The organism is Myxococcus virescens (assembly GCF_900101905.1).
In the GTDB taxonomy this organism is placed as follows: Bacteria; Myxococcota; Myxococcia; order Myxococcales; family Myxococcaceae; genus Myxococcus; species Myxococcus virescens.
In genome coordinates this window covers 196,082-221,795 of record NZ_FNAJ01000001.1, presented here as the reverse complement: position 1 = coordinate 221,795, position 25,714 = coordinate 196,082, and the positions used below count along the sequence as shown (strand labels likewise).

The 25,714-nt window shown below is 68.8% G+C and carries 23 protein-coding genes and 1 pseudogene; 10 read left to right on the top strand and 14 right to left on the bottom strand.

Annotated features, from left to right (window positions below; all coding sequences use genetic code 11):
- Positions 1-660: 660 nt before the first annotated feature.
- Together BLU09_RS39150 and BLU09_RS00870 are read left to right on the top strand one after the other, a co-directional pair.
- A pseudogene (locus tag BLU09_RS39150) lies at positions 661-825 on the top strand (IS3 family transposase); the annotation flags it as partial.
- 69 nt (positions 826-894) lie between these two features.
- Entirely contained in the window at positions 895-1,968 is a 1,074-nt protein-coding gene (locus BLU09_RS00870; RefSeq protein ID WP_244171463.1) for an outer membrane protein assembly factor BamB family protein, read from the top strand.
- Between the two features lie 100 nt (positions 1,969-2,068).
- On the opposite strand, the gene BLU09_RS00865 is transcribed toward BLU09_RS00870, so the two are convergent.
- From BLU09_RS00865 to BLU09_RS00845, 5 genes are all read right to left on the bottom strand, one after another.
- Complete coding sequence (locus BLU09_RS00865; protein ID WP_090484383.1) at positions 2,069-2,809, bottom strand: hypothetical protein; 741 nt, start codon at positions 2,807-2,809, stop codon at positions 2,069-2,071.
- Between the two features lie 306 nt (positions 2,810-3,115).
- Positions 3,116-3,688, bottom strand: coding sequence for a HesA/MoeB/ThiF family protein (locus BLU09_RS00860; RefSeq protein ID WP_090484381.1), 573 nt, complete (start codon positions 3,686-3,688; stop codon positions 3,116-3,118).
- Between the two features lie 9 nt (positions 3,689-3,697).
- A complete protein-coding gene (locus BLU09_RS00855) occupies positions 3,698-3,946 on the bottom strand; it encodes a hypothetical protein (protein WP_026113817.1) in 249 nt (82 codons plus the stop codon).
- 162 nt (positions 3,947-4,108) lie between these two features.
- Complete coding sequence (locus BLU09_RS00850) at positions 4,109-5,416, bottom strand: S8 family peptidase (RefSeq protein WP_090484378.1); 1,308 nt, start codon at positions 5,414-5,416, stop codon at positions 4,109-4,111.
- A gap of 143 nt (positions 5,417-5,559) precedes the next feature.
- The gene (locus BLU09_RS00845) at positions 5,560-6,501 is read right to left on the bottom strand and encodes a hypothetical protein (RefSeq protein WP_090484376.1); all 942 of its coding nucleotides are present in this window, start codon (positions 6,499-6,501) and stop codon (positions 5,560-5,562) included.
- Between the two features lie 413 nt (positions 6,502-6,914).
- Between BLU09_RS00845 and BLU09_RS00840 the strand changes: the two genes are divergently transcribed.
- From BLU09_RS00840 to BLU09_RS00830, 3 genes are all read left to right on the top strand, one after another.
- On the top strand, positions 6,915-7,622 hold the full coding sequence (locus BLU09_RS00840) for an endonuclease V (protein WP_090484374.1): 708 nt from the start codon (positions 6,915-6,917) through the stop codon (positions 7,620-7,622).
- A gap of 196 nt (positions 7,623-7,818) precedes the next feature.
- On the top strand, positions 7,819-10,164 hold the full coding sequence (locus BLU09_RS00835; protein ID WP_090484372.1) for a GMC oxidoreductase: 2,346 nt from the start codon (positions 7,819-7,821) through the stop codon (positions 10,162-10,164).
- Between the two features lie 107 nt (positions 10,165-10,271).
- The gene (locus tag BLU09_RS00830; RefSeq protein WP_186817697.1) at positions 10,272-10,778 is read left to right on the top strand and encodes a DUF2267 domain-containing protein; all 507 of its coding nucleotides are present in this window, start codon (positions 10,272-10,274) and stop codon (positions 10,776-10,778) included.
- 4 nt (positions 10,779-10,782) lie between these two features.
- On the opposite strand, the gene BLU09_RS00825 is transcribed toward BLU09_RS00830, so the two are convergent.
- The 4 genes from BLU09_RS00825 to BLU09_RS00810 form a co-directional block, all read right to left on the bottom strand.
- Entirely contained in the window at positions 10,783-11,154 is a 372-nt protein-coding gene (locus BLU09_RS00825; RefSeq protein ID WP_244171329.1) for an MPN domain-containing protein, read from the bottom strand.
- Between the two features lie 10 nt (positions 11,155-11,164).
- Complete coding sequence (locus tag BLU09_RS00820; RefSeq protein WP_090484366.1) at positions 11,165-12,154, bottom strand: hypothetical protein; 990 nt, start codon at positions 12,152-12,154, stop codon at positions 11,165-11,167.
- 30 nt (positions 12,155-12,184) lie between these two features.
- Positions 12,185-13,954 (bottom strand): vWA domain-containing protein, encoded by a 1,770-nt coding sequence (locus BLU09_RS00815; protein ID WP_090484365.1) that lies wholly within the window; start codon positions 13,952-13,954, stop codon positions 12,185-12,187.
- 290 nt (positions 13,955-14,244) lie between these two features.
- Entirely contained in the window at positions 14,245-14,952 is a 708-nt protein-coding gene (locus tag BLU09_RS00810) for a metallophosphoesterase (RefSeq protein WP_090484363.1), read from the bottom strand.
- 433 nt (positions 14,953-15,385) lie between these two features.
- Between BLU09_RS00810 and BLU09_RS00805 the strand changes: the two genes are divergently transcribed.
- Both BLU09_RS00805 and BLU09_RS00800 read left to right on the top strand, forming a co-directional pair.
- Entirely contained in the window at positions 15,386-16,054 is a 669-nt protein-coding gene (locus tag BLU09_RS00805; RefSeq protein ID WP_011551621.1) for an RNA polymerase sigma factor, read from the top strand.
- A gap of 48 nt (positions 16,055-16,102) precedes the next feature.
- Positions 16,103-17,290 carry a hypothetical protein gene (locus tag BLU09_RS00800; RefSeq protein ID WP_090484361.1) on the top strand — a complete coding sequence of 396 codons (1,188 nt, stop codon included), beginning with the start codon at positions 16,103-16,105 and terminating at the stop codon, positions 17,288-17,290.
- A 50-nt stretch (positions 17,291-17,340) separates the two neighbouring features.
- Here BLU09_RS00800 and BLU09_RS00795 read toward each other — a convergent pair whose 3' ends face one another.
- From BLU09_RS00795 to BLU09_RS00780, 4 genes are read right to left on the bottom strand one after another with little or no spacing between them, the layout of a single operon-like run.
- Positions 17,341-18,513 carry an AraC family transcriptional regulator gene (locus tag BLU09_RS00795; protein ID WP_090484359.1) on the bottom strand — a complete coding sequence of 391 codons (1,173 nt, stop codon included), beginning with the start codon at positions 18,511-18,513 and terminating at the stop codon, positions 17,341-17,343.
- An 11-nt stretch (positions 18,514-18,524) separates the two neighbouring features.
- Positions 18,525-19,079, bottom strand: a complete 555-nt coding sequence (locus BLU09_RS39765) for an anti-sigma factor (RefSeq protein WP_090484357.1) — start codon at positions 19,077-19,079, stop codon at positions 18,525-18,527.
- Complete coding sequence (locus BLU09_RS00785; protein ID WP_090484355.1) at positions 19,072-19,839, bottom strand: RNA polymerase sigma factor; 768 nt, start codon at positions 19,837-19,839, stop codon at positions 19,072-19,074. Before BLU09_RS00785 ends, BLU09_RS39765 begins: the two co-directional genes overlap by 8 nt.
- A gap of 3 nt (positions 19,840-19,842) precedes the next feature.
- The gene (locus BLU09_RS00780) at positions 19,843-20,328 is read right to left on the bottom strand and encodes a PaaI family thioesterase (RefSeq protein ID WP_090484353.1); all 486 of its coding nucleotides are present in this window, start codon (positions 20,326-20,328) and stop codon (positions 19,843-19,845) included.
- A 117-nt stretch (positions 20,329-20,445) separates the two neighbouring features.
- Here BLU09_RS00780 and BLU09_RS00775 point away from each other — a divergent pair, with 117 nt between their 5' ends.
- Both BLU09_RS00775 and BLU09_RS00770 read left to right on the top strand, forming a co-directional pair.
- Complete coding sequence (locus tag BLU09_RS00775; RefSeq protein ID WP_090484352.1) at positions 20,446-22,794, top strand: ATP-dependent helicase; 2,349 nt, start codon at positions 20,446-20,448, stop codon at positions 22,792-22,794.
- A 105-nt stretch (positions 22,795-22,899) separates the two neighbouring features.
- Positions 22,900-23,364 carry a hypothetical protein gene (locus BLU09_RS00770; protein WP_090484350.1) on the top strand — a complete coding sequence of 155 codons (465 nt, stop codon included), beginning with the start codon at positions 22,900-22,902 and terminating at the stop codon, positions 23,362-23,364.
- A 28-nt stretch (positions 23,365-23,392) separates the two neighbouring features.
- Here the strand turns inward: BLU09_RS00770 and BLU09_RS00765 are convergent, their stop codons facing one another.
- Positions 23,393-24,484: an outer membrane protein assembly factor BamB family protein gene (locus tag BLU09_RS00765; protein ID WP_090484348.1), complete on the bottom strand. Its 1,092-nt coding sequence runs from the start codon at positions 24,482-24,484 to the stop codon at positions 23,393-23,395.
- Between the two features lie 35 nt (positions 24,485-24,519).
- Here BLU09_RS00765 and add point away from each other — a divergent pair, with 35 nt between their 5' ends.
- Complete coding sequence (gene add / locus BLU09_RS00760; RefSeq protein WP_090484346.1) at positions 24,520-25,680, top strand: adenosine deaminase; 1,161 nt, start codon at positions 24,520-24,522, stop codon at positions 25,678-25,680.
- Positions 25,681-25,714: the final 34 nt, after the last annotated feature.

The window sequence follows — 25,714 nt, the reverse complement described above, 5'->3', positions numbered from 1 at the left end:
ACGGGCGCGCCAAGTCCTCCAGTTAGAGGCCTTCCCACGGAAAGCAGAGGAGAGGTTCAGCTCGCGTCCTCCCGTGGCGCATCAACCCAGAGCGCTGACGTGTCAGCCCTCCGCACTGACATGTCAACGCGTGCGATGACTTTCCGTGGGGCCGTGTAGGCGGAGTGGGCCGCCTCCCCGTCGTGTAGCTCCGTCAGTTGCGACGGATGAGCCTGCCCAGAATTCGGCCGCTGGGGCATGGGTCCGTCTCCCAATAGGCAGCGCGTCAATGCGAGTGAGCGAGGCGCGCACGGTCATCGTTCCGCCTGGGTTGGCGATGCGCGGGGCGGGCACTTGGCACCCGGTGAGGTCCGCCTATTCGCGCGACTATTTCAAACACCTCGAATCAGGTCCTCCTTCAGCCCAAGAGGACTTGGTTCATCTGAACCCAAGAGCGTGTATGTCTTTAGCGACGGGCAGCCACGCCCATGCAGAACGCGAAGAACGCCGATGTCGCCGAGACCCGCCTCGTAGAGTTCGAGCTACTCAACCCCGGCTCGCGCTTCGCGGTCGCCGAACTCTGACGCCCCTGGGAGCGCGCCTCGCTCATTCGCTGTGACGCGCTAGAGCGCGTCCGCAAACTAAAAAAGCTGCGGCTTGGTTCGCTATGGAGGCCGCGGCGACGCGCAGTTGGCCGAGCGCATTCGCGCCATTCACGCCATGAGCCGACAGACGTCCGGGGCACTCCGTATCCATGCAGAACTGGCCGCCGAAGGCGTCCGCGTCGGCCGCGAACGCGTCGCTCGCTTGACGCGTGCAGCCAACTTCAAGGCGACTGGTCCGAGGTGTCTCCGCTTCCAGACGAGAGCAATCGCGACAAACGCCATCCACCGGGCTAATGAATGGGACCTACCCATGTCGAATTCATCTCGCTCCGTATTCTTTGGCGCCAATGCTGCGCGGACCGGACACTTCGAGGGAACGGGGCCGCTCGTGGTCAAGCGAGCCCGCTGGAAGTTCAAGCCGAGCACGCTTGCGACCACACGCAACACGCCTGCAATCCACGATGGCGTGCTGTTCGCGAACTTCGACAATGACAAGCTCTACGCGCTTGACCTCGCGAAGGGAAAGGAGCTCTGGAGCGTGCGGGTCGGGGGGCGCGTTCCCGAGAGCCTCTCGAATCCGATGGTTGCGCATGGTTTGCTCTTTGTCGTCGGTGGCGGGCAGTGTCACGCCGTCGATCTTGGCACGCACGCCATCCGCTGGAGCATCTCGTGCGACTCCGAGGCGACCTCCTCGCCCATCGTTGTCGACGACGACGTCTACGTGGGGACGCGGCTCGGTGGCGTGGTCGCCATCGACGCGCGTACGGGAGTTGAGCGATGGCGCGTGCTGCTACGATGTGGTGAGAGTGTGCAGGCTGCGGTCAGCGTGACGCGCGATCAGGTCGTCGTCGGGACCCGGCGCGACTTCGTCGAGGGCCACGTCGTCGCGCTCGACCGCGCGACGGGGGGCGAGCGATGGTCGGCGAAGGCCGGTGCGATGGCCAACGGCGGAGCGCCCGCGATCGCAGGCAGCACGGTTTATGCTCTGTCCGGTCTGGGGATGTGCCTTCGTGCGCTCGACCTCGCCAGCGGCAAAGAGCGTTGGTCGTATGAGACGGGCGACGCGCTGTGGGGAACGCCCGCCGTTGCGGACGGCGTCGTGTGCTTCACCGGCTATCACGGGATTCTCCACGCGCTGGACCAAGATACCGGGAAAGAGATTTGGTCGGTCGCGCTCGACAAGCCGCCGAAGGATACGGTCTCGCCAGCGATCGCAGGTGGCGTCGTCTACATGGGGGCCGGCAACGTCGTCCACGCCTGGACGCTCCGGGAGGGAACAGAGCGCTGGCGGTGGAAGGCTCCCTACCGCGTGTCGACGGCACCGCTCGTCGCCGACGGCACGGTCTACGTGGGCTGTGACCGCGCGGTCGTCGCGCTGGGGTAGCGTCGGTCACCCGGCTTCTACATGACTCGCAGGCCCAGGCCCCTGCCGTGCCTCAACATGGCCTCAATCCCGCCTATGCGCACGATACAGGCCCGAACAGCTACCAGAGTGCTCGGAGCTTCGGTCCGCGGTAGCCCCACTTCACGTTGAGCAGGTTCGAATTGGGCTCGATGCGGCCCCCGTCGTCGTCGCGCCAAACGACTTTCGGCCTGTGGACCATCCGCGCGTAGTCTTCGTCCATACGAATCATCCATTCCTCGTGGGTGAGGAGCGTGCTCGTGCTGTCGGCTTCGTCCGTGCACGTGAGCCCGAGCCGGGTGAGCAGCTTGAACGCGTCTCCGTCGGCGGTGAAGTCGCCATCGATTTCCCTCAGGAGCCCGAGCTCGACATCGTGCCCATAGGCGAGCCGGTCGATTCGACCGCAGCGCAGGTAGCGATCCGCGCGCCCCATGAACGGCGACTTTCCGAGCACCGAGGGAATGATGCGGGCCACCCCGTTGGCCCACAGCGTGAGCTTCAGGGTGTTCGAAGCCAGCTCGACACGACCACCCTGCTGGGTGCCCGCTCCTTCGGCGACGACGAGCTCTTTCGATGCCACGTAGGTCGTGCCCGTGAACTCGAGTTCGACTGGCGTCTTCTTTTCGAAGCGAACCTGCAGCTCGGCCCGGAGCCCCCCTCGCGACGAGCTGGTGAGCGAAACCAGCACGCGCGTAACCGCCTTTTTGGCGCGAATGAGTGGCACCAGCGCGGACAGGTCGAGTGCTGTCAGCCCTCGACTCGCCGCGATGGCGCGCCCCCAGTCGTTCCACAACTTCACCGCAAGCAGTTCTCCGGTCGCCATCGAACCTCCGAGCACGTGAATCGCAGGTTGTGGCGGTGCGCTCCGCCAGCCATATCGCGTGTCGAGAAGAGTTGCCGATTTGACGGGGGAAAATCTACCTCCTGCGCACGCCGCGTTGAGGCGTGTTGCGAGTCGCAGGCGAGGACGCTCGCCGCGGTGTTGCTCGCTGCGGGGCCGGCCGCCATCCGTGATGTCGCGAACCGCGTCGGTGGTGAGACGGAGAGCGCGTTCACCGAGGTCTTCCATCGTCGCTTCGCGAGACGCCAGGGGCGAAGCGGCGCCGAGTCCGGTGCACGCGCCCGTGAGTCACTGGGACAGGACCGAACTCAGGTTCACCAGCGAATCACGGCGGGTGCCGTGCTTCACGAAGTCCTGAATGGCGCGGGCCAGTGTCGCGGAGAGCAACCCCAGCAAGGGGAGATGTGCGCCGCCTTCGCAGGTAGCCTGGCCCTGGGCGTCCTCTGCATCCGGGGTGAAGCGCTCATCCCAGCGCACCAGCCCGAAGGTGCCATCCGCGCTCACCGCGCCGTGGACAAGCGGCTTTCCCGTCCGGCGCGCGTAGTCGATGAGCACTTGCCGGCTGAGCTGGTTGTCCATGCAGTCCACCAGCAGGTCCGCGCCACCGCAGAGCGCCTCCGCGTTATCCCGGGTGAGCCGCACGCCGTGGGACTCCGCCTTCACCCCGTGCAGGTTGAGGAGTTGGAGCTTGAGCGCCTCGGCCTTGTTCTTCCCGACGGAGGGCTTCACGTAGGCCTGGGCGAGCAGGTTCTTGGACTCGACCCGGTCGAAGTCGACGAAGACCAGACTGGCCCCCAGGTTGCGGCACAGCACCGCCGCGGTGGAGCCGATGGCGCCCACGCCACAGAAGAGGATTCGCATGGCGGTGCCTCACCGGGCCCCGAAGGGGACCTTGGGACGCAGGTAGATGCGCTCCTCACCCCGCGCGCCTCGGAACCGGTCGACGACGAAGTGGGCGAACGCGTCGTCGCGAAGCTGGCTCAGGTGAAGGCCGGGCACTCCGCCCGAACGAACCAGCTCCGTCGCGATGCGGCGGATGTCGGTGTCCGGCACGGGGCCGTCCAGCTCCACGGGGACGTCCGCGGACATGCCGTCGTAGGTGATGTTGAGCGTGGCCATCGTCGTGTGCGCCTCCTCACGCGCCCGGCGGAGCGCGAGGGTGCGCCCGGTGGGACTCACGCCGGGACGGCAATGGGGGCAGGCTCCTGACGATACCGGCCAGCGGTGTTGCCAACCGGGCCCGGCTCCCCTCACGGGAAGCCGGGCTGCCAGGGAAGACGCCTACCGCGGCTCGCTGCTGCTGACCACGGCGGGCTTGGGCAGGAAGTCCTTGAGTTGCACGACGGGCAGCCCCGGGAGCGCGGTGATGAAGCCTGAGTACGCCATCAGGTTGGGCGAGCACCAGCCCGGGTTGGACACTGTGTTCTCGGTGGCGTTGGTGAACACCGCATTGGCGACCGTCTCGGGCTTCGCCGTGGGATTCACCTCGAGGAACAGCGCGGCCAGTCCCGTCACGTGAGGGGTGGCCATGGAGGTGCCGCTCATCTCCCGGCTTTCGCGGTCGCCGTAGTGCCAGGAGGACTTGATCTTGTTCCCCGGCGCGAAGACGTCCACGCAGTCCCCCCAGTTGGAGAAGGTGGCGCGCTTGTCCTTGCTGTCGGTGGCGGCAACGGTGATGGCCTCCGGCGCACGGGCGGGGGAGTGCTTGCAGGCGTCGTTGTCTTCGTTGCCCGCGGCGACGACGTAGGTGACCCCCGCGGCGATGGAGCGGCGAACCGCGTCGTCGAGCGCCGGGTCCTCGTCGCTGCCCAGACTCATGTTCGCGACGGCGGGCGAGACGTGATTCCGGGTCACCCAGTCGATGCCCTCGATGACGCCAGAGGTGGCTCCGGAGCCGTCACAGCCCAGCACGCGGACGGAATGGACAAACGCGTTGCGGGCCAGACCGTAGGAGGCGCCCGCCGCCGTGCCCGCGACGTGTGTCCCGTGGCCGTTGCAGTCATTGCCCCGCATGCTGTCGCCAATGGCGTCGTAGCCGATGGAGGCCCGGCCACCGAACTCCCGGTGCGAGAAGCGCACACCGGTGTCCAGGATGTAGATGTGCACGCCCTGGCCCGTCGCGGTGAAAGTGTAGACCTTGTCCAGCGGGAGCTTGCGCTGGTCCATCCGGTCGATGCCCCACGTGGGACCCTGCTGGCTTTCGGCGATTTTGACCACGCCATTCTCTTGCACGTAGTCCACTGCGGGGTCGTTCGCCATGGCCCGCGCCTGGGCTTCCGTCATCTTGGCCGCGAAACCACGCAACGCATTCTCATACATCGCGAATGCAGTGCCACCGTAAGCCGTGGTGAGGCTCGTCGTGGCTTGCTGGACCTCGACCTGTTCCAGGCTTTGGGCGGGTGACTTCAGGACGACAATGTATTCGCCCGGAATCTTCTTTCGGACAGTGATGAACTTGCCGGTCTGCTTCTGGCCCATCGTGGGCCTGCTGGCCGTGCGGTCCTTGCAGGGCACCTGCCGCGATGCGCACGCCCCCATCAGCAACATCATGCCCACGGAGACGAACAGCTTCAGTGTGTGTCGATTCATGTTTTACCCAGAGGAAATGGTTGTGATGGGTAAAACGGGTGTACATCAAAAACGGCTTATTCATGAATCAACCCGGAGGGATGAGCCAGCGGTCCGTGATTGAACATGCCATGGCGCTCCAAGGCGCGATGTCTGGCCATGACCTACCACGGACGAATGGTGGTTCCCCATACGTACAAGACTGCTTCCAGTGGACGTTTCCCGGGGCGTGACAGGATGTCGTTGATGCCCATCTCTCGTGCCGCGTTCACCAGGTGGGCATGCCACGTGCCATGCGTGTCGGAGAGTCGCGTTGCGGAGATGGCCAGCGCGCTCGCGCCTACGGAGTAGCCGCCAAAGACGAGCGGACCGCTGGCGGAGTCCTCCTTCCCCTTCACTCCGCGAGGCCACTCCCGGCAGGCCGCCAGCGGTAGGAGTGAGCCCGCGGGCCGAGCGCAGTAATCCCGCACCAGGGTGGCAGTGAAGGTTCCCGCAGCGGGATGCGCGGCCATGGCGAGGAAGGCGCCCGTCCACGCAAGCGTGGTGGCCCGTTGCGTCCGCTCCACGGCGCGTCCCTTCGCATCGACCCGGGTGGGAAAGCCCGAGGGCAGGGCGGACAGTTCCACCAGTCGCGCGATGAGCCGCTCTGCCGCGGCCTCGGAGGGCGCATGGCCTCGCAGCCGGCCATGGAGCAGCAGGGCCGCGGCGGCCGGCGCACTGTCACACGGCCAGATGGAGGTACTGAAGCTGGGCAGCAGCAGCTGGTGTTCGAGCGCCTTCACGACCTGGCTGGCCAGGGCATCGAAGAGCGCCGTGGACGCAGCGTCCTGCATGCCCGCGCGTTCGATGCCCGCGAGCATCAGCAGCACATAGCCCCGGTAGAGGATGCTCCGTGGCAGGGCGTGGCCCAGGACGACGTCCGTCCCACCGCGCATGAAGGGGGCCCGGGCCCGTCCCAGCGCGTCCGCGAGGAGCGCATGCAGTCGTCGCTGCGTGTCCGGCAGGGGATGGCCGTCCAGCGCCGCTTGAACGAGGATGAAGGACAGGTGGCCATCACAGAGGAGCTGTGACTCCACGAAGCGGCGCTTCGCATCGCCGAGCAACATCGTCCCGCACCCCTTGCCGAGGATGCGCTGTTCCAGTGCGTCCAGCGCGGATGCGGAGCGCTGCCCGTGTCCCTGGGATGCGGAGGGAGGGCGGGGCGGCGCATGGTCGCTTTCTACCGGGCCCTCCGCTCTTGCGCTGCCGGCCAGGCATGCACAGAGCGCGAGGAGGGAAAGGCCCGTCCGGCGGAAGCGGGCGTGGGTGGGTCGTGGCATGGGCGGAGAGCTGAGCACGCACGCGTAGGGGCAAGGTCCGCCGGTGGGCTCGCCGGTCGCCAGGACAGGCTCAGCGGTTTCTTTTCGCGCGTGGAGGGGCGCGGGTTCCAAAGGGGTACGCCCAGTTCACCAGTCCACGCTGAAGGGACGTCATGGGTTGCCCTTGAGGTCAGAGCCTTCAGATTGGCAGTGGAGGTTGGGTGTGCATGGAGCTTCAGCCCGAGGTGAGCCGGTGGGACGTCACGCCTTCGGAGGCGGTGGAGCTGCAGCGCCGGCTGCGTGAGCAGTTGGTGCTCCGGCCGCCCCCTGGGCTGAAGGTGGAGCGCATCGCGGGCGCGGACATCTCCACGGAGAAGGGGAAGGACACCGGCTTTGGTGGGTTCGTCGTCCTGGACGTGGAGACGTTGGCGCCGGTGGCCCAGTCTGGGGCGGCGGTGACGTTGCACTTTCCCTACGTGCCGGGCCTGCTGTCATTCCGCGAGCTTCCCATCGTCGCCGCTGCCTGGGAACGGCTCACGGTGCGCCCCGATGTGGTCATCTTCGATGGACAAGGCACCGCCCATCCCCGGCGCATGGGGATTGCGTGTCATGGCGGGTTGCTGTTCGGCGTGCCGTCCATTGGCTGTGCCAAGTCCCTGCTGGTGGGGACGCACGGACCGCTGGGGGAGGCGAGAGGCTCCACCGCGCCCCTCACGCACCGGGGCGAGGTCGTGGGCATGGCGGTGCGCACGCGCAAGGGCGTGCAGCCCGTCTACGTGTCCCCGGGCCACCTGATGGACCTGCCCACGGCGGTGGAGTTGGTGCTCAAGGTGAGTCCGAAGTACCGCGAGCCGGAGACCACGCGGCATGCGCACCGGCTGGTCAACGCACTCCGTCGCGCGGACGGAGAGGGCGCCGAACTGGAGTAGGTGCCGGCCCCTGATTTTGACCGCCGTCCCAACCGACTCTATGTCCGGAGGTGGCTCCCTCGCTTGGGGCCTCAAGGAACGGCGGCTCGGGCGTCTGTCTCCCTGTCCGTCCTTCCCGCCAGCCCGTACTGGCGGTAGCACCTCAGGCCGCGAAAAGGGGCTGGGGCCAGGGCGGGAGATGTCATTGGGAGCGCGAATGCGGAGGTTGTCGTCACCTTGGAGTGAGCTGGCGTCGCATTACGCCGTGGTGGTGGTGGGCTCGGGGTACGGAGGGGCCATCACCGCCAGTCGGTTGGCACGCGCGGGCCAGCAGGTCTGTGTCCTGGAGCGAGGCCGGGAGCTCCTGCCCGGTGACTACCCGCGCACGGACGCCGAGTTCATGTCCGAGTTCCAGGTTCACTTCGACCCCGAGGCCGCCGCCGATGTGGGCAGTCCGACGGCCTTGTTCGAGCTCCACCGGGGTGGGGACGTCTCCGTCGTCACGGGCTGTGGTCTGGGCGGGACGTCGCTCATCAATGCCAACGTGGCCATGCGGCCGGACCCTCGCGTGTTCCTGGATGGGCGTTGGCCGGACGCGTTCCGCGCCGACGTGGACGGCTTGCTGGAGGACGGCTTCGCTTGGGCCGAGCACATGCTGCGGCCGTTGCCCTATCCGGAGTCCGCGCCGCCGCTGGCCACGTTGTCGGCGCTGGCGAAATCGGCGGAGAAGCTGGGCGGCACCTTTCGCCGGCCCCCCCTGGCCGTCACCTTCGAGGAGGGCGTCAACGCCGCGGGGGTGCGTCAGGGCGCTTGCACGTTGTGCGGTGACTGCATGACGGGCTGCAACTTCGGCGCGAAGAACTCCGTGCTGATGAACTACCTGCCGGACGCGCACCGCCATGGGGCGAAGCTCTTCACCGAGGTGGGGGTGCGCTACCTGGCGCGCGATGGCGCCCGGTGGCGCGTGTACTACCGGCCGATGAACGCCGGCCGCGAGCGGTTCGATGCGCCAGACCTGTGGTTGACCGCCGACCGCGTCATCCTCGCGGCGGGGACCATGGGTACCGCGGAGCTCCTGCTCCGCTCGAAGGCGCTGGGGCTGTCCCTCTCCGGGCGTCTGGGCCAGCGTTTCAGCAACAACGGGGACGTGATGGCGTTCGGTTACAACACGGACGTCCCTGTCCATGGCGTGGGTCTGGGCGAGGCGCCCTCCGCGGGGCGCGAGCCCGTGGGCCCCACCATCACCGGTATCATCGATGACCGGGCCACGCTGCGGCAGGAAGACGGCATGATCATCGAGAACGGCGCGATTCCCGCCGCGCTCGCGCGTCCCGTGACGGCGCTGCTCGCCGCTGCGTCGGCCATCGCCGGGCAGGACACGGACCGGGGCGCCATCGACCGGGTTGGAGAACTGGCGCGCATCGCGGACAGCGCCGTGCGCGGCCCGTACCACGGGGCCATGCGCAACACGCAGACGTTCCTCGTGATGTCCCATGATGACGGCGCGGGTGAACTGCGCCTGTCGGGCGACCGGGTCCGCGTCCACTGGCCGGGCGCGGGGCGGCAGGCCGTCTTCACGCGGGTGGATGAACGCCTGCGCCGCGCCACGGAGGCGCTGGGCGGAACCTTCGTGCGCAACCCGCTCTGGAACAAGCTTACCGGCCACGAACTGCTGTGCACCCATCCCTTGGGCGGGTGCGCTATGGGCGAGCGCGCGGAGGAGGGCGTGGTGGACCACGAGGGCCGCGTCTTCGCGAGGCCCGAGGGCACGGAGGTCCACGAGGGCCTCTACGTCAGCGACGGCTCCGTGATTCCGAGGCCGCTGGGCATCAACCCGCTGCTCACCATCTCCGCGGTGGCGGAGCGCACCGTGGCGCTGATGGCCCGGCGGCACGGTTGGAGCGTGGACTACTCGCCGGTCCCGGAGGCCCCGGGGCCGCGGCCCACGCAGCCCCTGGCCGTGCAGTTCACCGAGACGATGTACGGCTACATCTCCGCGGGGGCCGACGAGGACTTCCTGCGAGCCGGGGACCCCGCGCGCAGGGATACGTCGCCGTTCCGCTTCATCGTCACGGTGGACTCACGGGACCTGGAGGAGACGCTCGCGCATCCGCTGCACCCCATGCAGCTGTCGGGCTGCGTGGTGGCGCCCGTGCTGTCCTCCCGTCCGATGACGGTGGAGCAGGGCGTGCTGCACCTGATGACCCACGAGGGCGCTCGTCCTGGCGGACGGCGGATGCGCTACCAGCTCCCGCTGGTCTCCGAGTCCGGCGAGCGCTTCTTCGTCGACGGCTACAAGGACATCCATGACGACGACGGTCCGGACCTGTGGGTGGACACCACGCGGCTCCTGGTGTCCATCTACCGTGGCGAGGATGCTTCGGGGCCCTGCATCTTCCGGGGCTACCTGCGGCTGAACGCCAAGGACTTCGCCGTGCAGCTCTCCACCCTGCGGGTGCTTCATGCCCAGGGCACGGTGCAGCGGCTGGCCGCGCTCGCCCGCTTCGGACGTTTCTTCTTCGGGGAACTCTTCGAGACGTACGTGCGCAGCAAGGCCGCGTAGCGAGCGGGGAGGCGGCGGCACGGCTTTCGTGCCGCTACGTCGTGCTCCTTCTGGATGGCGTGGGCACCGTGAGGCGCACACGCCATTTCATGAAGGAAGGACAGCCCATGCCCAATGACCGTGAGCAGGGAAAGGGCGCTCCGCAGGGCAGCGAGCGTCAGACCAGCCGCCGGGATACGCCCATCGAGGTCCGCAGGCGGCTGCGGCACGAGTCACGCACGAGCCAGACGTACGCGGCCTTCATCAAGCACCTGTGCGAGCGCGGCGGCATGTCACCCGCCGTGGCCGAGAAGGCCGCGGTGTCCGTCCTCTGCGCTCTGGAACAGCGAATCCTCAGTGAGGAGGCAAGCGACCTGGAGGACCAGCTTCCTCGCAAGCTGACCCTGCTGCTGCACCGCTGTGAGAAGCACGAGGAAGAGCTGCCTCCCAAGTTCCACCGCGAGCACCTTCTGCGTCGGGTCGGGGAGGACCTGAGCCTTCATCCAGATGCGGTGGAGCCGGTGGTTCGCGCGGTGATGGATGCCGTCCGCCACCAGATAACCGAAGGGGAGTCCGAGGACGTCATGGGCCAGCTCCCGCAGGACATCCGCGACCTCTGGACGCGCACCGTCTGAGGACTCACGCGAGGCCGCTGGGGGTGTGGCGGATGCCGGAGGCGCTGCGAAGCGCCTCTGCCCACCAGGGCTCGGCCGCCACCAGGACGTCTCGGCCTCGCAGGCGCGCCACCATGCCCTCGGGCGCCACGACGGAGAAGCGCAGGGGCTTCCCGAGCGCGGAGGTGAGCGCGGCCATGGTGCTTTCATCCTCGGCGGAGAAGCCGAGTGGTCCGTCGGGGTGGCTGTGCGCCACCTCTTCAAGGACGTCACGCAGCCGCCAGATGGCTTCCCAGCGGGCGCGTGAGTCGGGCAGTTGATTCGGACTGTCGGACGCGTCGCACCACAGCACTTCGTCGCCGTGGCCGATGAGCAGGCAGACCTCTCGTGTGGACATGTCCGTCTCCTCAGGCATGCCGGGTCACCACCAGGACATCCGTTTCAATGGCCTCGCGAATGACGGACGGCAGGCTCTCCAGCGTGACATCTCCGTCCGCACCGGCCAGGCAGATGCCCGCGTCCAGGACCTGGAGCGAGTCCGCCGCGACGATGGAGACGAAGCGCTCCCCCATGAAGGCATACGTCACCTCCAATCGCTGGCCCGCGAGCCGCCGCAGGTCCAGCGGACGAGCGCCCGCGTTCAGCAGCGCCTCCTGTGCGCGCTGCATGCCGTCCTCCCTCGGATTCCCGCGGACGCCCCGCGTCGCCAGACGGGCCATGCGTCGCTGGGCTTCCTCAATCACCTCCGCGGACCGGGCCCTCCGCTCGGCGTCCTCTCGCTCCTGTCGCGTCCGTGCCGTCTGGGCCTCACGTTCATGGTTCAGACGGCGCAGGCAATCCTCCGCCGGAGCGCGGCCGCCCTCCGCCACCGCGAGTATCCGGCCTCGGACCTCGGCGGGTGCGAAGCGGATGCCCACGTCGCGCGAGACTCGCTCCAGCAGGGCGTAGCCAAACGCGGCCCGCAGGGGGGCGCTCACGCCCCGAATGTGGGCGAGGGGTTGGTTCTGCTCCAGCGCGAGGCGTGCCGCGCCCTCGGCTTCGCTTTCGAAATCCACGCCTTCGAAGAGCAGGGCGCCGTCAAACCAGCGGCGCGCGCTCACCGGCGCCAGGCGCGGCGGCTCCTCCTCCGGCATCAGCTCCAGGGGCTCCGCCACGGCGCCCTCTCGCACCAGCCGGCGTCCCCATGCATGGCCCTGCACGCGCGGCAGCGCCTCCAGGCACTCGGGCTCGGAGGGTTCACGCGGCGTGGCGTCTCGTCCCTTCACTTCGAAGCGCCACCACCCCGGGGTGACCGGGGTGGTGACACGGAGGCGTCGCGAGGCGGAATCCACGGTGCCACCGCCCAGATACGGCAGCACCACCGACTCCACCTTCCCGAGGAACTTCCGGTAGTCCACGACGCCTCCTCCTTCCTCACTGCGTTGGCTTCACGCCACCTTCAGCAGCGGCGTGCGCATCACCCGCTCCACCCAGCCGGACTGGGCGGTTCCGGGCAGCGTGGGCGCATCCATCAGCGCCTTGAGCACCCGGGGGACCTGGTACGGGTCCTCGAACTGGTCCACGTTCACCTCGCTGAAGGGCACTCGCAGCTGCGCGGCGCAGGTTCGAACCGTCGAGCCCCGCGCATGTGCCACCGACACCAGCAGGGCCATCGCCGACACCGGGATGCGGAGGTCACGGAATGCCCGGGCGAACTGGTCGCCTGCCTCTCCGGCCTCGTCTCCCACCACGATGACCACCAGCTTCGCGTCTTCCGGCACACGAACGCCGTCACGATGCAGCGCGTACACCGCGGACGCGTGCGCCGTTCCACCCGACGCCCGCAGCCCCGCCAGCATGTGCTGGACGGCGATGCGGTTGGCGGCCTTGGGACGCAGCACCGTACCCAGGGTGTCGAACGCGGCGATGTGCAGCTTGTCCATCGGGAAGCCCGCGAGGATGCGCGACAGCGCCTCCTTCGAACGCTCGATGGCCCCCTCCATGGAGCCCGACTTGTCGATGAGGAACATCACCCGCACGTCGGTCTCCGCCGTCGCCTCCGCCACCGCCTGCCGTGCCGCGTTGTCGCTGGCCTCCTCCAGCTTGCGTCGCAGCACCGCGCTGCGGACGTTCTTCGCGATGTTCAGCGCCCGCTGGTCCGTGGCCGTGTGCACCGCCTTCTCCCAGCGCGCGCGGATGGCCGGGTCCGTCAGCAGGCCCAGTTCCTCGAGCGTAGGCGTCATCAGCCGCAGGTCACGGTCCGACAGCGAGGGCAGCAGCGCCGCCATGATGGCCGGCGTGAGACCCACGTCCTTCGGCAGCCGGCCCACGACCTCCTTGTAGGAGAGGCGCTCCAGGTCGATCCACTCGCAGATTTCCGCCTCCGACAGGCCGTCGAAGCGCTCGCGCTTGACCAGCGTCAGCCCATTCAGGCCCACCTCGCGGTGGCCCTGCGCGGACTGCTTCTGCTTCCAGCCGAGCACCTCGAAGAAGCCCTGCGCGCGCGGCTTGTAGCCCGCCTTGCGCGCCAGCTTCTTCAGCGTCTCCTTGTAGCCCGCCTTCACCAGGCCCTGGAGCATGGGCATGTTGGCCTCACGCGCCGCCAGCCACTTCGACGCCACGCGCTTCCAGCGGCCCAGCGGCGCCTTTCGGGACGCCGGGTCACCAAAGCCCGCCTCGCGGTTGAGCCGAGCGATCTCCGGATGCTCCAGCAGCTCCGCCACGCGCAGCACGGCCTTGGGCGTGAGCATGCGCGTCGACTTGCGCTCGTAGTGGAGCACCATCGCCTCGCCAATGGCTCGCCAGTCGTCGTCATGGAACGCCACGCCGCCCTGTTCGTCGCGCACGGGCTGGCCCGCGTGCTCCTGCACCAGCATGAGCGCGCACGTCGCGACCTTGAGGTCGCGCCAGTCCGTCTGGGTCAGCGCGTACGACGCGAAGTGCGCCATCAGCTCCGCGTTGAGCCGGTAGATGCCCAGGAGCTGCCGGTAGAGCTTCACCGCGGCGGGCACGAAGAGGCCCGGCTTCACCGGTCGCCCCTTTTCACGCTGGAACGGCGTGGCGTGCGCCGCCGCGTACCAGGTGCCATTCACATCCAGGCCAGGCCGGTTGTGCCACAGGTGGGCGGAGCCTCCGAGCACCAGGTCCAGCAGGCGCTCGGCGGGACCGCGCTGCGACTCGGGCAGCAGCGCGTTCGGGTTCTGCGTCTGGGTCGTCATGGTGTCCCCCTAGGGACGTGCCGCGGGTCAGGCGCGGGGCGGACCACTCGCGACGAAGCGAGCGGAGTGCACCGCGCGTGGACGCACGAGTGCCTTGCGCTTCAGCGAAGGCGGCCCGTGCGAAGTGAGGATGGAAGGGAAAGGGTGCGCCCGAGTGACGAGGCCGGTTCTTGGATTAACGGTCCCAGTGCTCTACCGCTGAGCTACGGAGCCACGAACGGCTCCGGCGGGATTCGAACCCGCGACAGCTGTATGGCGTGTTGGACCCCGTCGGCCGGGCGCGAAATCGATTACGAGAAGACGGACACGTCGCCGTGGACCGGAATCCGGGCCACGGCCTTGCCGCCCCGGTACGTACTCCGGGCCGGCACCGAGACGAGCTCCCAGGTGGGGAGCACCACCGCCGTCAGCGACCGTCCGTAGACGCACCCGGTGTCGATACCCACCGCGTGCTCGGTGACGAGCGGCGCGTCGAAGACGGTGTGGCCGAAGATGACCCGCTCGGGGCCCTTCCAGTGGTGCGTCCAGAAGTTCCAGCCATCAGGTGCCTTGGACGGCCAGTAGCTCTTGGCCGCTGGGGGCCGGATGCACTGGGCATGGAGCAGGTGGTACGGGTCCTGTTTCTCGACAGGGATGTCCGGCAGCAGGCCGGCGTGCACCACGATGGCGTTGTGCTCCGGCAGCCGCAGGTAGCGAGGCAGCCGGGCCATCCAGTCGTAGTGCCCGGGTTGGAGCACCCGGCGAGTCTCGAGGTGGTCGGGAGGCAACCGCTCGTCCGCCCGGTGGCGCTGCTGGAGGTGCTTCTCCTCGTGGTTGCCGAGGATGGCCTCGTGCCGCATGGCCAACTCCACGCACTCGCGGCGCTTCGGGCCCCGGTCCACCAGGTCACCCGCGAAGATGATCCGGTCGCTGGAGGTCGCGCCCACCTTGCCGAGCAGCTCCACGGCTTCGTCGTAGCAGCCGTGAAGGTCTCCGATGACGATGGTGCGGCGGGACATGACGCGAATCCTCGAGAAGGAAAAGGTTGAGCGCCCGAGTGAAGAAGCCAGTTGGCTGATTCCAAGATCAGTGACGGACCACCCGTCGGCATACGCCCATGGGGCATATGTGTGGAGTCGAACCACGGCTTGTAGGGCCGCTTCGGCCGGGCGCTCGAAAGCGATGGGGGCGAAGACGCGGGCCCCCGCTGTTCCTGACAGGTGATTTTCCGGGGCCCGGTTCCTGACGCCTGCTCTATAAATCCCGTCAGGAACGCCATGCGGCTTTCGTCCGACTTCGCGGGTGCCAATTGTCCGGTGATTCCGCCGGGTTGGCGCCCCCTGCTTGTCTCGGAGGCTGCCTGCGGATGCCAACGTGGTACCTTGCCGCGCCACATCCCCGTAACCCAACATCCCGGGGCGACTTCCCCGGCGCAGCCCCCAGGTCCTTCCGGTGTACGAGCAGCTCACGGATGACGAATTGTTCGCGGAGGTGGTCCGCCGCCGCGCCACTGGCGAGCCTGTTGGAGGCCCGCTTGGGGCGTTGGTGCAGCGGTGGGCCCGACCCTCGCGGTACGTCATCAGCAAGATTCAGGCGAGCTACGGCCGTGGTTCCCCAGCGGACGCGGACGAGCTCTTCCAGGACGCGGTCGGGAAGTTCATCGACCGGGGTCTGGACCAGTTCCGCGGCGTGTCGGAGCAGATGCCCGGCCGGAGCGCGTCTCCCAAGACGTTCTTCCTGCGCATCGTCAAGCACGTGGCCATCGACTTCTACCGGAAGCACCGCGAAGAGCTCGCGGCGCCTCCGTCGGACCCCGATGACGCCATGGAAGAGCCACCCTCCGAGGTGGCTCGCGCCGTCGAGTTCGGGAAGCGGCGTGAAGAGCGCGCCGAAGCCCAGGAGCTATATTGGGCGGCATTTGCCCGCCTCCAGCAGGAGCACCCGAAGGAAGCTTCGGCTTGGGACCTGTACCACCACGAAGACGTCGAGGATCACGAAGAATGTGCCCGGCGCCTGAGCATCACCGTGGTGAACAGCTACAAGCGCGTCAGCCGGGCCCAGGCCTACCTCAAGCTCTACCTGCTGGACCTTCATCGCGAGTCGCATGGGGAGGAAGCGTGAGCCGCCTCCTTCCCCGCCACACCCGGGGTACCCAGGAGGAATGAACCCATGATTGTTGGAGATACGCTGTCCCGCTATTCCGCCCGCCGCTCGCAGCTCCTGTCGGGCACGGCTTCTCCCGGTGAAGTGCTCGAGGCGGCGGGGGACCTGCTGCGCCGCCGCTCCCGGTTGGAGACCGAAGGTGTGGACGCGGCCCTGCGGGGCCTGGGTCGACCTCAGGTAGAAGCCTGGTTGAAGGCGCAGAAGCCCCAGTCGCTGCAGCCGGTGCTGCTGAGGGCCGCGGAAGAAGCTGTCGAGGTGGCGCTCGACGGCGGTGAAGAGGCGGACATGTGGCGGGTCTCCGCGCTGGAGGGAATTTCCGCTCGCGACCGGGCCGCCTCCGCCGCATATGCCCTGGCCGTCTGGGAGGGCTTTCACGGTGCCCTCGACGGCGAGTCCGCGCAGCTTCGAGACCGCTTTCTCGCCGCGCTCCAGAGTCTGGACTCAGCACTCCGTCCTCGAGCGCGTTGGTTCATCCCACTCAATCCGCAGCGCCGGCAGGAGCGCGACCTCCTCGAACTCGCCGAGCAGGACGCCGCCTGGTGGTTCTCCGCGCGCGCCGGCTGCGATGACCTGGTCGCCACCTGGACGGCCAATCCCCAGACGCTGACGGCCCATCTTCAGGACTGCGACGCGTGCCGCGCGGACATGGCGGATGCCGCGCCCGTGGACATGCCCCCCCGCCGGCACCTCACCGCGGACGACCTCTGGCGCCTCGACATGGGGCTGCTGTCCGAGGACGAGCGGACCCGGCTGGATGCGCACACCGCGCGCTGCGGCGAGTGTGCCCAGGCCGTGCTGGCGCTGGACGAGGGCGAGGCGGCCATCGAGGAGGCGCTGGACATGGAGGAGGACGGGACGGTGGCCCGCTCCGCTCGCGCCTCGCGCGCGCCGGTCTCCCACCGCGCTCACGCCGCCCGTCTGCCGGAGCAGCGCGAAGTGCTGGATGAGCGCCGCGACTTTCGCGTGGTGCTGGTGCGCGAGCGTCAGCGCGTGCGCCTGCTGGTGCAGCCCTTGTCTGGCCGGACCGTGACGGCGGCGGTGTTCCTGAGCCCTGGCCGTCCCTCGCTCAAGCCGGCCCATGGGCCGGAGGGCATCGCCTTTGATTTGACGTCCGCGTCGTCCACCGGCGCGCGCTCTGCCCACCTGTCCGTGCAGGCGGGGAGCGAAACCCTGGAGCGCGACTTCGCCTTCTGACGGGAGGTCCCCGTTTCACGCCGGGGCCCGTGGTCACGGGCCCTCCGCGCTCAGGGGGACATGGGGATTGCGGTCCGCTGCGTGTCGAGCGCCTGACGGCTGCGCACGGGGGGGCGCGGAATGGGAAGGCTCCCCGCCGGCAACGTGGGGCTGAAGCCATTCACCAGGAAGGAGATGATGAGCTGCGCGTTGGGTGGGCGGGTGCCGAGCGCCGCGCCGCAGACGTCCAGTTGGTCCAGCACCCGGGGGCCCTCGGTGCGCTGGTAGCGGTTGCACGTGGCACCCACCTGCGGGTCCAGGTGTCGCGCCATCTCGCGCATGTTGCGGCCCCAGCGCATGGTGAGCTTCTCTGGCGTGAGCTGGATGTCGACGGGCTCCTCACCCCACGTCCCCTCGATGACGGTGCGCCGTCCACCGGCCTTCAGCTTCAGCTCGAGCGCGCGCTGTCCCAGCGTGCCCGTCACCGCGATGCCGTGCTCGTAGACCTCCTCGCCGAGGATGCTCACCCAGACGCCGTCCTTGCGCCGGGTGTACGGCTTGTCCGCGGCGATGCGGCCGTGGTTGAACCAGACGTCACCCACACGGCCCAGGGGCAGTTGGTCGTTTCTCGCCACCGGCGCGGGTGCGTCCTCCAGTCCTGAAGGACCGGCGGCGGCCACCACCGGCCGCGAGGCCAGCAGGTCCGTCACCGGCACGGACGAGTCGACGACCTCGAAGCGCACGCCGTCCAGCCAGGCCTGTCCCGTGCCGCTCATGATGAGGCCGGCCATGATGGTGGTGGCTTCCTTCGGGACGTCCAGCACCACGTCGTAGCGCTTGCAGCCCGCGGTGCCCACCAGGGCGCGCGACTGCATGTTGTCGAAGGCCAGGGGCTGCTTCGGGTCGGGCCCTTCCACGCGCATCCACAGGCCCGCCCAGCCCTCCACGTCCTTGATGCGGAGCGCGCCGGAGAAGCGCAGCCGCTTGCCCCGGAAGTCATGCGCGCCGAAGGCCTGCATGAAGGTGCCGTAGCCATTCTCATCCGGCGACAGCGAGCGCAGATAGGCGCTGCGGTTGCCTTCGCACGTGGCGCTGCTGTCCACGCCGGCCTCGTAGCGCTTGGGGGCGCTCTCCGTCACATACCAGCCCACTGGCAGCTTCTGGGCGCCTTCCGACGGCTGCGCACTGGCCCCGGTGGAGGCCAGCGCGAGCAGCAGGGCGGCGAGTTTCTTCCGGAAGTCCATGACGGGAATCCTCACAGCGACACGGGGCGGCGCGCGCTCAGCGCACCCTCGGGGAGGCCAGTGCGGGCCTCATAGCGCGGGACTTCACCCGTGCCCCAGGGATATTGGACGAGCAGCCCACGCTCCTCGGCCGCCTGGGTGCAGGACGCCTGGGTGGCCAGGTCCGGGCACGCCACGACGATGGACTGAGGCTCGGCGACCTCCAGCTCCAATTCCACCGAGGGCGGCTCGACATGAAGGGCCAGCGTCCTGGGCGCGTCGGGCGGTTGCCGTCCACCGGGCAACACGACGAAGGCCCAGGCCGCCGCCGCGGCCAGTGCGGCACCGGCCAGGCCGGCCGCGAGACGTCGAGTCTCCCAGCGGGCCGGGCGGAGGACGTGGACGGCGGGCGCATAGGTGTTGGCGACTTCGTGGAGTTGCTCTGACAACAGGGCTTCTTCCTGGAGCAGGCGGGCGCACGGATCACATTCCAGCGTGTGCGCTTCGAGGCTCGCGGCCTTCTCTGGTGCCAGGGCCCCCAGGATGTACTGCTCCGCGGAGTCGCGGGTGAGGTGGGGCTTAAGCATGGGTTTCCTCCTCGAGCGCGGTGCGCAGCTTCTTGCGGACCTCGCACAGGATTTGCCGCACGCGCTGGACCGACAGGCCAACGCGTGAGGCGATTGCGGCATGAGGGAGCTCCTGGCCGTCACAGGCCAGGAGGAAGACGTTTCGTGCGCTGGGTGACACCTGCGCCAGCGCGGCATGGGCGCGGGAGAGTTGCTCCTCGGTCAGCAGGCGCCGCTCCGCGGACACGGACGGGTCCACCGGGTGGTGACGCTCCGGCAGTTCATCCACCGCTCCGGCAATGGACTCGCGACGGGCCCGTCGTGCGTCGTCCGCGGCCAGGAAGGCCGCCTGGGTGAGGGCGAGGTTGGGCAGGCGAAGCTCCGTCAGCAGCCCGCGCTGCTGTTGCTGGATGAGCCGCGCCCAGGTCTCCTGGGCCAGCTCTTGCGCCCGGTCCACCCGGACGCCACGTGCGAGCAGCGATACCACGACCCGCCGGTGATGGCGTGCGACCAGCGCGTCCCAGGCCGCCCTCTCACCCGCCAGGGCGCGCCGCGCGAGGAGGGCTTCGTCCTCCCCGGGCGCCGTCGCCTCGGCCGGCTCGTCGGCTTCCTTTGACAATCGCAGCGTCGTCATCCGCAGGCCCTGCACGGCTGCACTCATGCCGTCTTCCCGTCGCTCAGAGGCGTCCGGGGAGCACGCCTCCTCCCCGGTGTCCCCTGAACGTGTGTCCGGCGCGGACATATCGATGGGGGCAGGGAAGATGTGGGGCGGGGTGGGCAAGGGTCAGTTGACGGCGGGACTGTCTCCCGACGCCCAGCGGAGGTTGGAGAGCTTCACCACACCCTGGCAGCGGCCGCACACACGGCCTTCACCGTCGTACACCCGGGCGGTGGCGAAGAGGAGGGACACCGTCTGGCTGTCGATTTCGGACTCCACGCGCAGACTGTCGCCGGTGACGGCGCGCTCGAAGCTCATGGACAACTGCACGGTGGCGCAGCGCCGGCCCGGGTCCACCAGGGCGCCGGTGCAGCCCACGGCGTAGTCGAAGAGGGCGGCGAGGATGCCTCCGTTGACGGCGCTGGCGCTGCCGGCGCCGCCCCGGTGTTCAGGCCGAAGTTCGGGGATGGTGACGACCACCTTCCGGCCCTCCGGAAAGCTGAGTTGCGCGCCGAAGAGGCGCAGGGTGAGGCTCTGGGAGAACTGCTCGGCGTAACGGTCCAGGTCAGCCTGGGAAGGCCTCGAAGGGGCGCCGGACGTGGAGTCGGACATGGAGTCGCACCATTATATAAGCGCACCGCATGCCTTGGGGGCCGAGCGGCCGGGCGGGACTGCGGAAGGGCGCCCATTGGTGGGGGAAAGACGTTAGAAGCATGGGTTCCCTCCCGAATGTCTCCCGCGAACCCACACGAATCCGCCCTCCTCGAAGACCTCAATGCGCCACAGCGCGAGGCCGTGTTGCATGGTGACGGCCCCCTGCTCGTCCTGTCAGGGGCGGGCAGCGGCAAGACGCGCGTCATCACCCGGCGCGTGGCGTATCTGGTGAAGGTCCACAACGTCTACCCGTGGCGCATCCTGGCCGTCACCTTCACCAACAAGGCGGCGCGGGAGATGCGCGAGCGCCTGGTGCAGTTGCTGGGGGCCCAGGCGAACGAGCTGGTGGTGAGCACCTTCCACTCGGCGGCGGCGCAGATTCTCCGCCGGGAGGCGGAGCACGTGGGGCTCACCCGCTCCTTCGTCATCTACGACGACTCGGACCAGCTCAACGTGGTGAAGCGCGCCATGCGCGAGGCGGGCATCGAGTCCATGCAGCCGCGCGAAATCCTCCACCGCATCGACCAGGAGAAGAACGCGGCCCGGCTCCCGGAGCACATGCAGGTCGCGCCCGGCGACGAGCGGGGCCAACTGGTGCGCAAGGTGTACGCGGCCTACCAGGAGCGGCTGCGCGCGGCCAACGCGGTGGACTTCGGAGACCTGCTGCTCCTGCTGGTGACGCTGTTCCGCACCCGGCCGGACGTGCTGGAGAACTACCGGCGCCGCTTCCACCACGTGCTGGTGGATGAGTTCCAGGACACCAACCCAGTGCAGTACGCGCTGCTGAAGCAGCTGGCGCCGCCCCCTTCCGCCAACCTGGTGGTGGTGGGCGACGACGACCAGTCCATCTACCGGTGGCGTGGCGCGGACGTGGACAACATCCTCGGCTTTCCGCGGCAGTACCCCGGCGCGAAGGTGGTGAAGCTGGAGCAGAACTACCGCTCCGACCAGAACATCCTGGACGCGGCGCATGAGGTCATCCGGAAGAACACGCGGCGCATGGAGAAGAAGCTCTGGTCCGAGCGCCAGCGGGGCCAGACGCTCAACCTGATGCTCAACCGCGATGAGCGGGCCGAGGGGCAGGAGGTGGCGCGGCAGATTCTGGCGCTGCAGCGGGAGGGCTTCATCAAGCTCTCCAGCATGGCGGTGTTCTACCGGGCCAATGCGCAGAGCCGCGTGCTGGAAGAGGCGCTGCGCCTGGCGCGCGTCCCGTACACCCTGGTGAGCGGACGCAGCTTCTATGACCGGGCCGAAGTGCGGGATGCCTCCGCGTATCTGCGGCTGATGGTGAACCCGCGCTCGGACGCGGACCTGCTGCGCATCATCAACATCCCGGCGCGTGGCATTGGCGACACCACGGTGGAGCGGGTGACGGACTTCGCCAACGCGCGCGGCGTGAGCCTCTACGAGGCCTTGTCCCAGCCGGAGCAGATTCCCGCGCTCAATGGTGCCGCGGTGAAGCGGCTCAAGGGCTTCCGCAACCTGCTGGAGTCCCTGACGGCCTTCGCCCAGACGAACGAGGAAGCCGCGGGCGCGGTGGACCAGATGCTGCGCGAGACGAAGCTGGTGGAGACGCTTCAGGCCGAGGGCAGCGACGAGTCTCAGACGCGCGCGGAGAACCTCCGCGAGTTCCTGGGCGCGGCGCAGGAGTTCGACCTGAACCGGGCGGCCGCGGCGGTGGCTGCCGCGGCGAATCCCCCCAGCGACGTTCCTCCCGAAGTGGACGCGGCCCCGCTGACGGCGGACGTGCCGGCGCTGCAGGCCTTCCTGGAGCAGATTTCGCTGGTGGGCGAGGCGGACGCGGAGGTGGGCGAGGGCCGGGTGGCGCTGATGACGCTGCACGCGGCCAAGGGACTGGAGTTCGACGCCGTCTTCCTCACCGGCATGGAGGAGAACGTCTTCCCGCACTCGCGCGCGGTGAAGTCCGAGTCCACGTTCCTGAACGAGGTCGCCTCGGCGGACGGGGAGCCCTCGGAGGAGATGGCCGAGGAGCGGCGCCTCTGCTACGTGGGTTTCACGCGCGCTCGAAAGCGGCTCTTCGTGAGTCTGGCGCAGTGTCGCTCGCTGTTCGGTGAGCTGCGCTACAACGCCCCCAGTCGCTTCCTGCGGGATGTGCCGCCGGCGCTGTTCGGCATCAGCGAGCAGGAAGTCCCCGAAGCGCCTCGGCCCATGGTGCCCTCGACGCCGCGCAAGCGGACCTGGGATGAGGACGACGGGCCGCGCATCGACCGCTCGTACTCGCAGGCGTCGGACATGGACGGCGTGGGCGGGGACGTGCGCGGCATGCGCGTGCGCCACGAACAGTTCGGCGTGGGCCGCGTGGTGTCCGCGGATGGCAACGGCCCCAACGCGAAGGTGACGGTGGAGTTCGGCGGAGGCGTGGGCCTCAAACGCATCATCGCCCGTTTCCTGATGCCGGGCTGAGAAGGGGCCCTCCGAGTGGACACGCCGGATTGGAGACTGGTGGGAGCGACAAAAGAAAGCCCGCGCGCCTGACAGGGCGAATGCGCTGGTGGCAGAGTCCGGCGCGTGAGACTCGCCTCGCTGACCTGGTGCCTCCTGCTGGTGTGGTGTGGCTTCGGCTGTTCGCGAAGCTTCTCCTCGCAGGACCTCGGTGTGCAGTACGAGCCGCCCTCGGGCATGGACCTGCGCTCCGTGGAGGCCGGGCCCCCGGCGCTGGCCCGCTTTGACGGGGGATTGGAGCTGCGCTCGGTGCGCGGCGCGGCGCCCGCCCTGGATGCAGGCCCGGAGGCCGTGCTGGCGGCGGCGGGGTTGAAGGCGCCCGGAAAGTTGCTTCAGGACACGGAGGGTACGCTCCCGGCGGGGCCCGTGGCGCGCTACGAATTCTCACAGACGGGCGGCGCGCGCACGCTGGTGTACTTCCTTCCCAGGAAGGACGGCTTCGTCCTGGTGACCTTCTCCGCGCCTGAGCGTGACTACGGCACGCTGTCCGCCCGCGTGGAGCGCTCACTGTCGACACTGCGGGCGTGGTGAAGTCCGCGGCGGCGTCCTGATTGGAGGCTCAAGGGTCGGTCTTGCGCAGCCGCCACGACAGCACGCGGCCATCCAGTCCCAGGACGATGACCTGGTCGCCGAGCACCACGGGGCGGGTGCGCAGCGGCGTGTCCGCGCGGACCGAGAAGGCCTGCGCCCAGGTCGTCGTGTTCAACGCGATGAGCCGTCCCTGACGCCCGCTGGTGGGCACCAGCAGCAGGTCCTCTCTCACCGGCGTCACCTCCGAGACGAACGGGTCGGGCAGCGTGACGCGCGCCACCTCCTTTCCATCCGAAGGGGACAGGCCGACGAGCGCGGAGGCCTCCCCAGCCGTGCCGACCCACACCGTTCCGAGCGCCAGCGAGGGGGGACTGCTCAGGGCCGCCGCGGGGGCCTGCTCCCACAGGGACGTGCCGTCCCCGAGCCGCAGCGCCAGGACGTGTCCCTGGCGGGTGCTCACGTAGAGCGTGTCCCGCCACAACGTCATCCCCAGCACGTCCCGGAGGTCCCGCTGCCAGCGCTTCGCACCATCCTGGGTGGCCAGGGCCATCAGCCCCGCGTCACCCAGCGCCACCACCAGCAGGCCGTCCTGGAGGACCGGCACGGGAAATCCACGGGGCGCGGCCGTCGGCTCGGGCTTTCCGGGTGGAGGGCGCTCCCAGTCCGTCTTCCCCGTGTCCGTGAAGAGGGAGCGGACGGACCCATCCGGCGCGACCAGGAAGACGAATTTCCCCTCCGCATCCGCCACGGGTGCGGTAAGGACAGGGGGCTCTCCGGTGAGGCGCCATTGCACCGCGCCATCCGCGAGGCTCAGCCGGACCAGGTCTCCGCCCACCGTCCCGGCGATGACGCTGTCTCCCAGCAGGGCCGGGCGTGTGGCCACCTCTCTGTCCAGGGCGGCCCGCCAGGAGACCTGGCCGGTCCGCTCCAGGCGGACGACGGTGCCCGCCTCATTGGCGGTGATGACGCCGTCCGGCAGGGCCACCAGCCCCGCTCGAGACGACGCGTCCGTGGAATGGCGGAAGTCGCTCGTCGCGGGCTCCCGGCACCCCATGGCGGCCACCAATGTCAGCGCCAGGGCGGGCAGCAAGGGCGTGCATGGACAGGCGCGAGACGACATGGTTTGGAGGATGACGCAAGGAAGGAACTTGGACCATGCCTACCATTCGTGATGACGAGATTCCCAGCGCCACCGGCATTCCTTCGTCCGCCCGTCGGACGGACTTCGTGCCGCCGCCCACCCTGGCGGTGACGGAAGAGCTGTTGCGCGCGCTGCCCAAGACGGACCTCCACTGCCACCTGGACGGGTCCATGCGCCTGAAGACCATCCTGGAGCTGGCCGAGCAGCAGAAAATCAAGCTGCTCGCCGACACCGAGGATGGGCTGGCCAAGGCCATCCACATGGGCGAGGTGTGTGAGAGCCTGGAGGAGTACCTCGTCGCCTTCGACGTGACGCTCTCCGTGCTCCAGACGGCCGAGTCCCTCTACCGCGCCGCCTACGAGCTGGCCGTGGACGCCGCCGCGGAGAACGTGCGCTGGCTGGAGGTCCGCTATTCGCCCGCGCTGCACCTGCAGAAGGGCCTGAAGATGACCACGGTCATCGACTCCGTGCTGGAGGGCCTGCGCGCCGCGAAGCGGGAGACGGGCATCAAGTGCGGCGTCATCGTCTGCGGCATCCGCCACATCAACCCGCAGACGTCCATGCGGCTGGCGGAGCTGGCGGTGGCCTACAAGAACCGCGGCGTCATCGGCTTCGACCTGGCCGGCGCGGAGGCGAGCTTCCCGGCGAAGGACCACCGGGACGCCTTCCAGCTCATCCTCAAGAACAACGTCAACTGCACCGCGCACGCGGGTGAGGCCTATGGCCCCGAGTCCATCTCCCAGGCCATCCACAACCTGGGCGCGCACCGCATCGGCCACGGCACGCGGCTGCGCGAGGACGGGGACCTGCTCAACTACGTCAACGACCACCGCATCCCGTTGGAGGTGTGCCCCACCTCCAACGTGCAGACGGGCGCCGTGACGAGCCTGTCGGCGCACCCGCTGAAGTTCTACTTCGACTACGGCCTGCGGGTGACCATCAACACGGACAACCGCCTCATCACCGACACCACGGTGACCAAGGAGCTGTGGACGGCGCACTCCGCGCTGGGCCTGTCGCTGGAGGACCTGACCACCATCCTCGTCTCCGGCTTCAAGAGCGCCTTCCTCCCGTTCCGGGAGAAGCAGGACATGCTGCGGGCGGTGAACGAGGAGATCGCCCAGACGCTGGCGGCCTTCGACCAGAAGCGGCACTTGGTGAAGCAGCCCGCTTGATGACGTGACGTCCGGCGTCCCGGCCCCGTGCGAG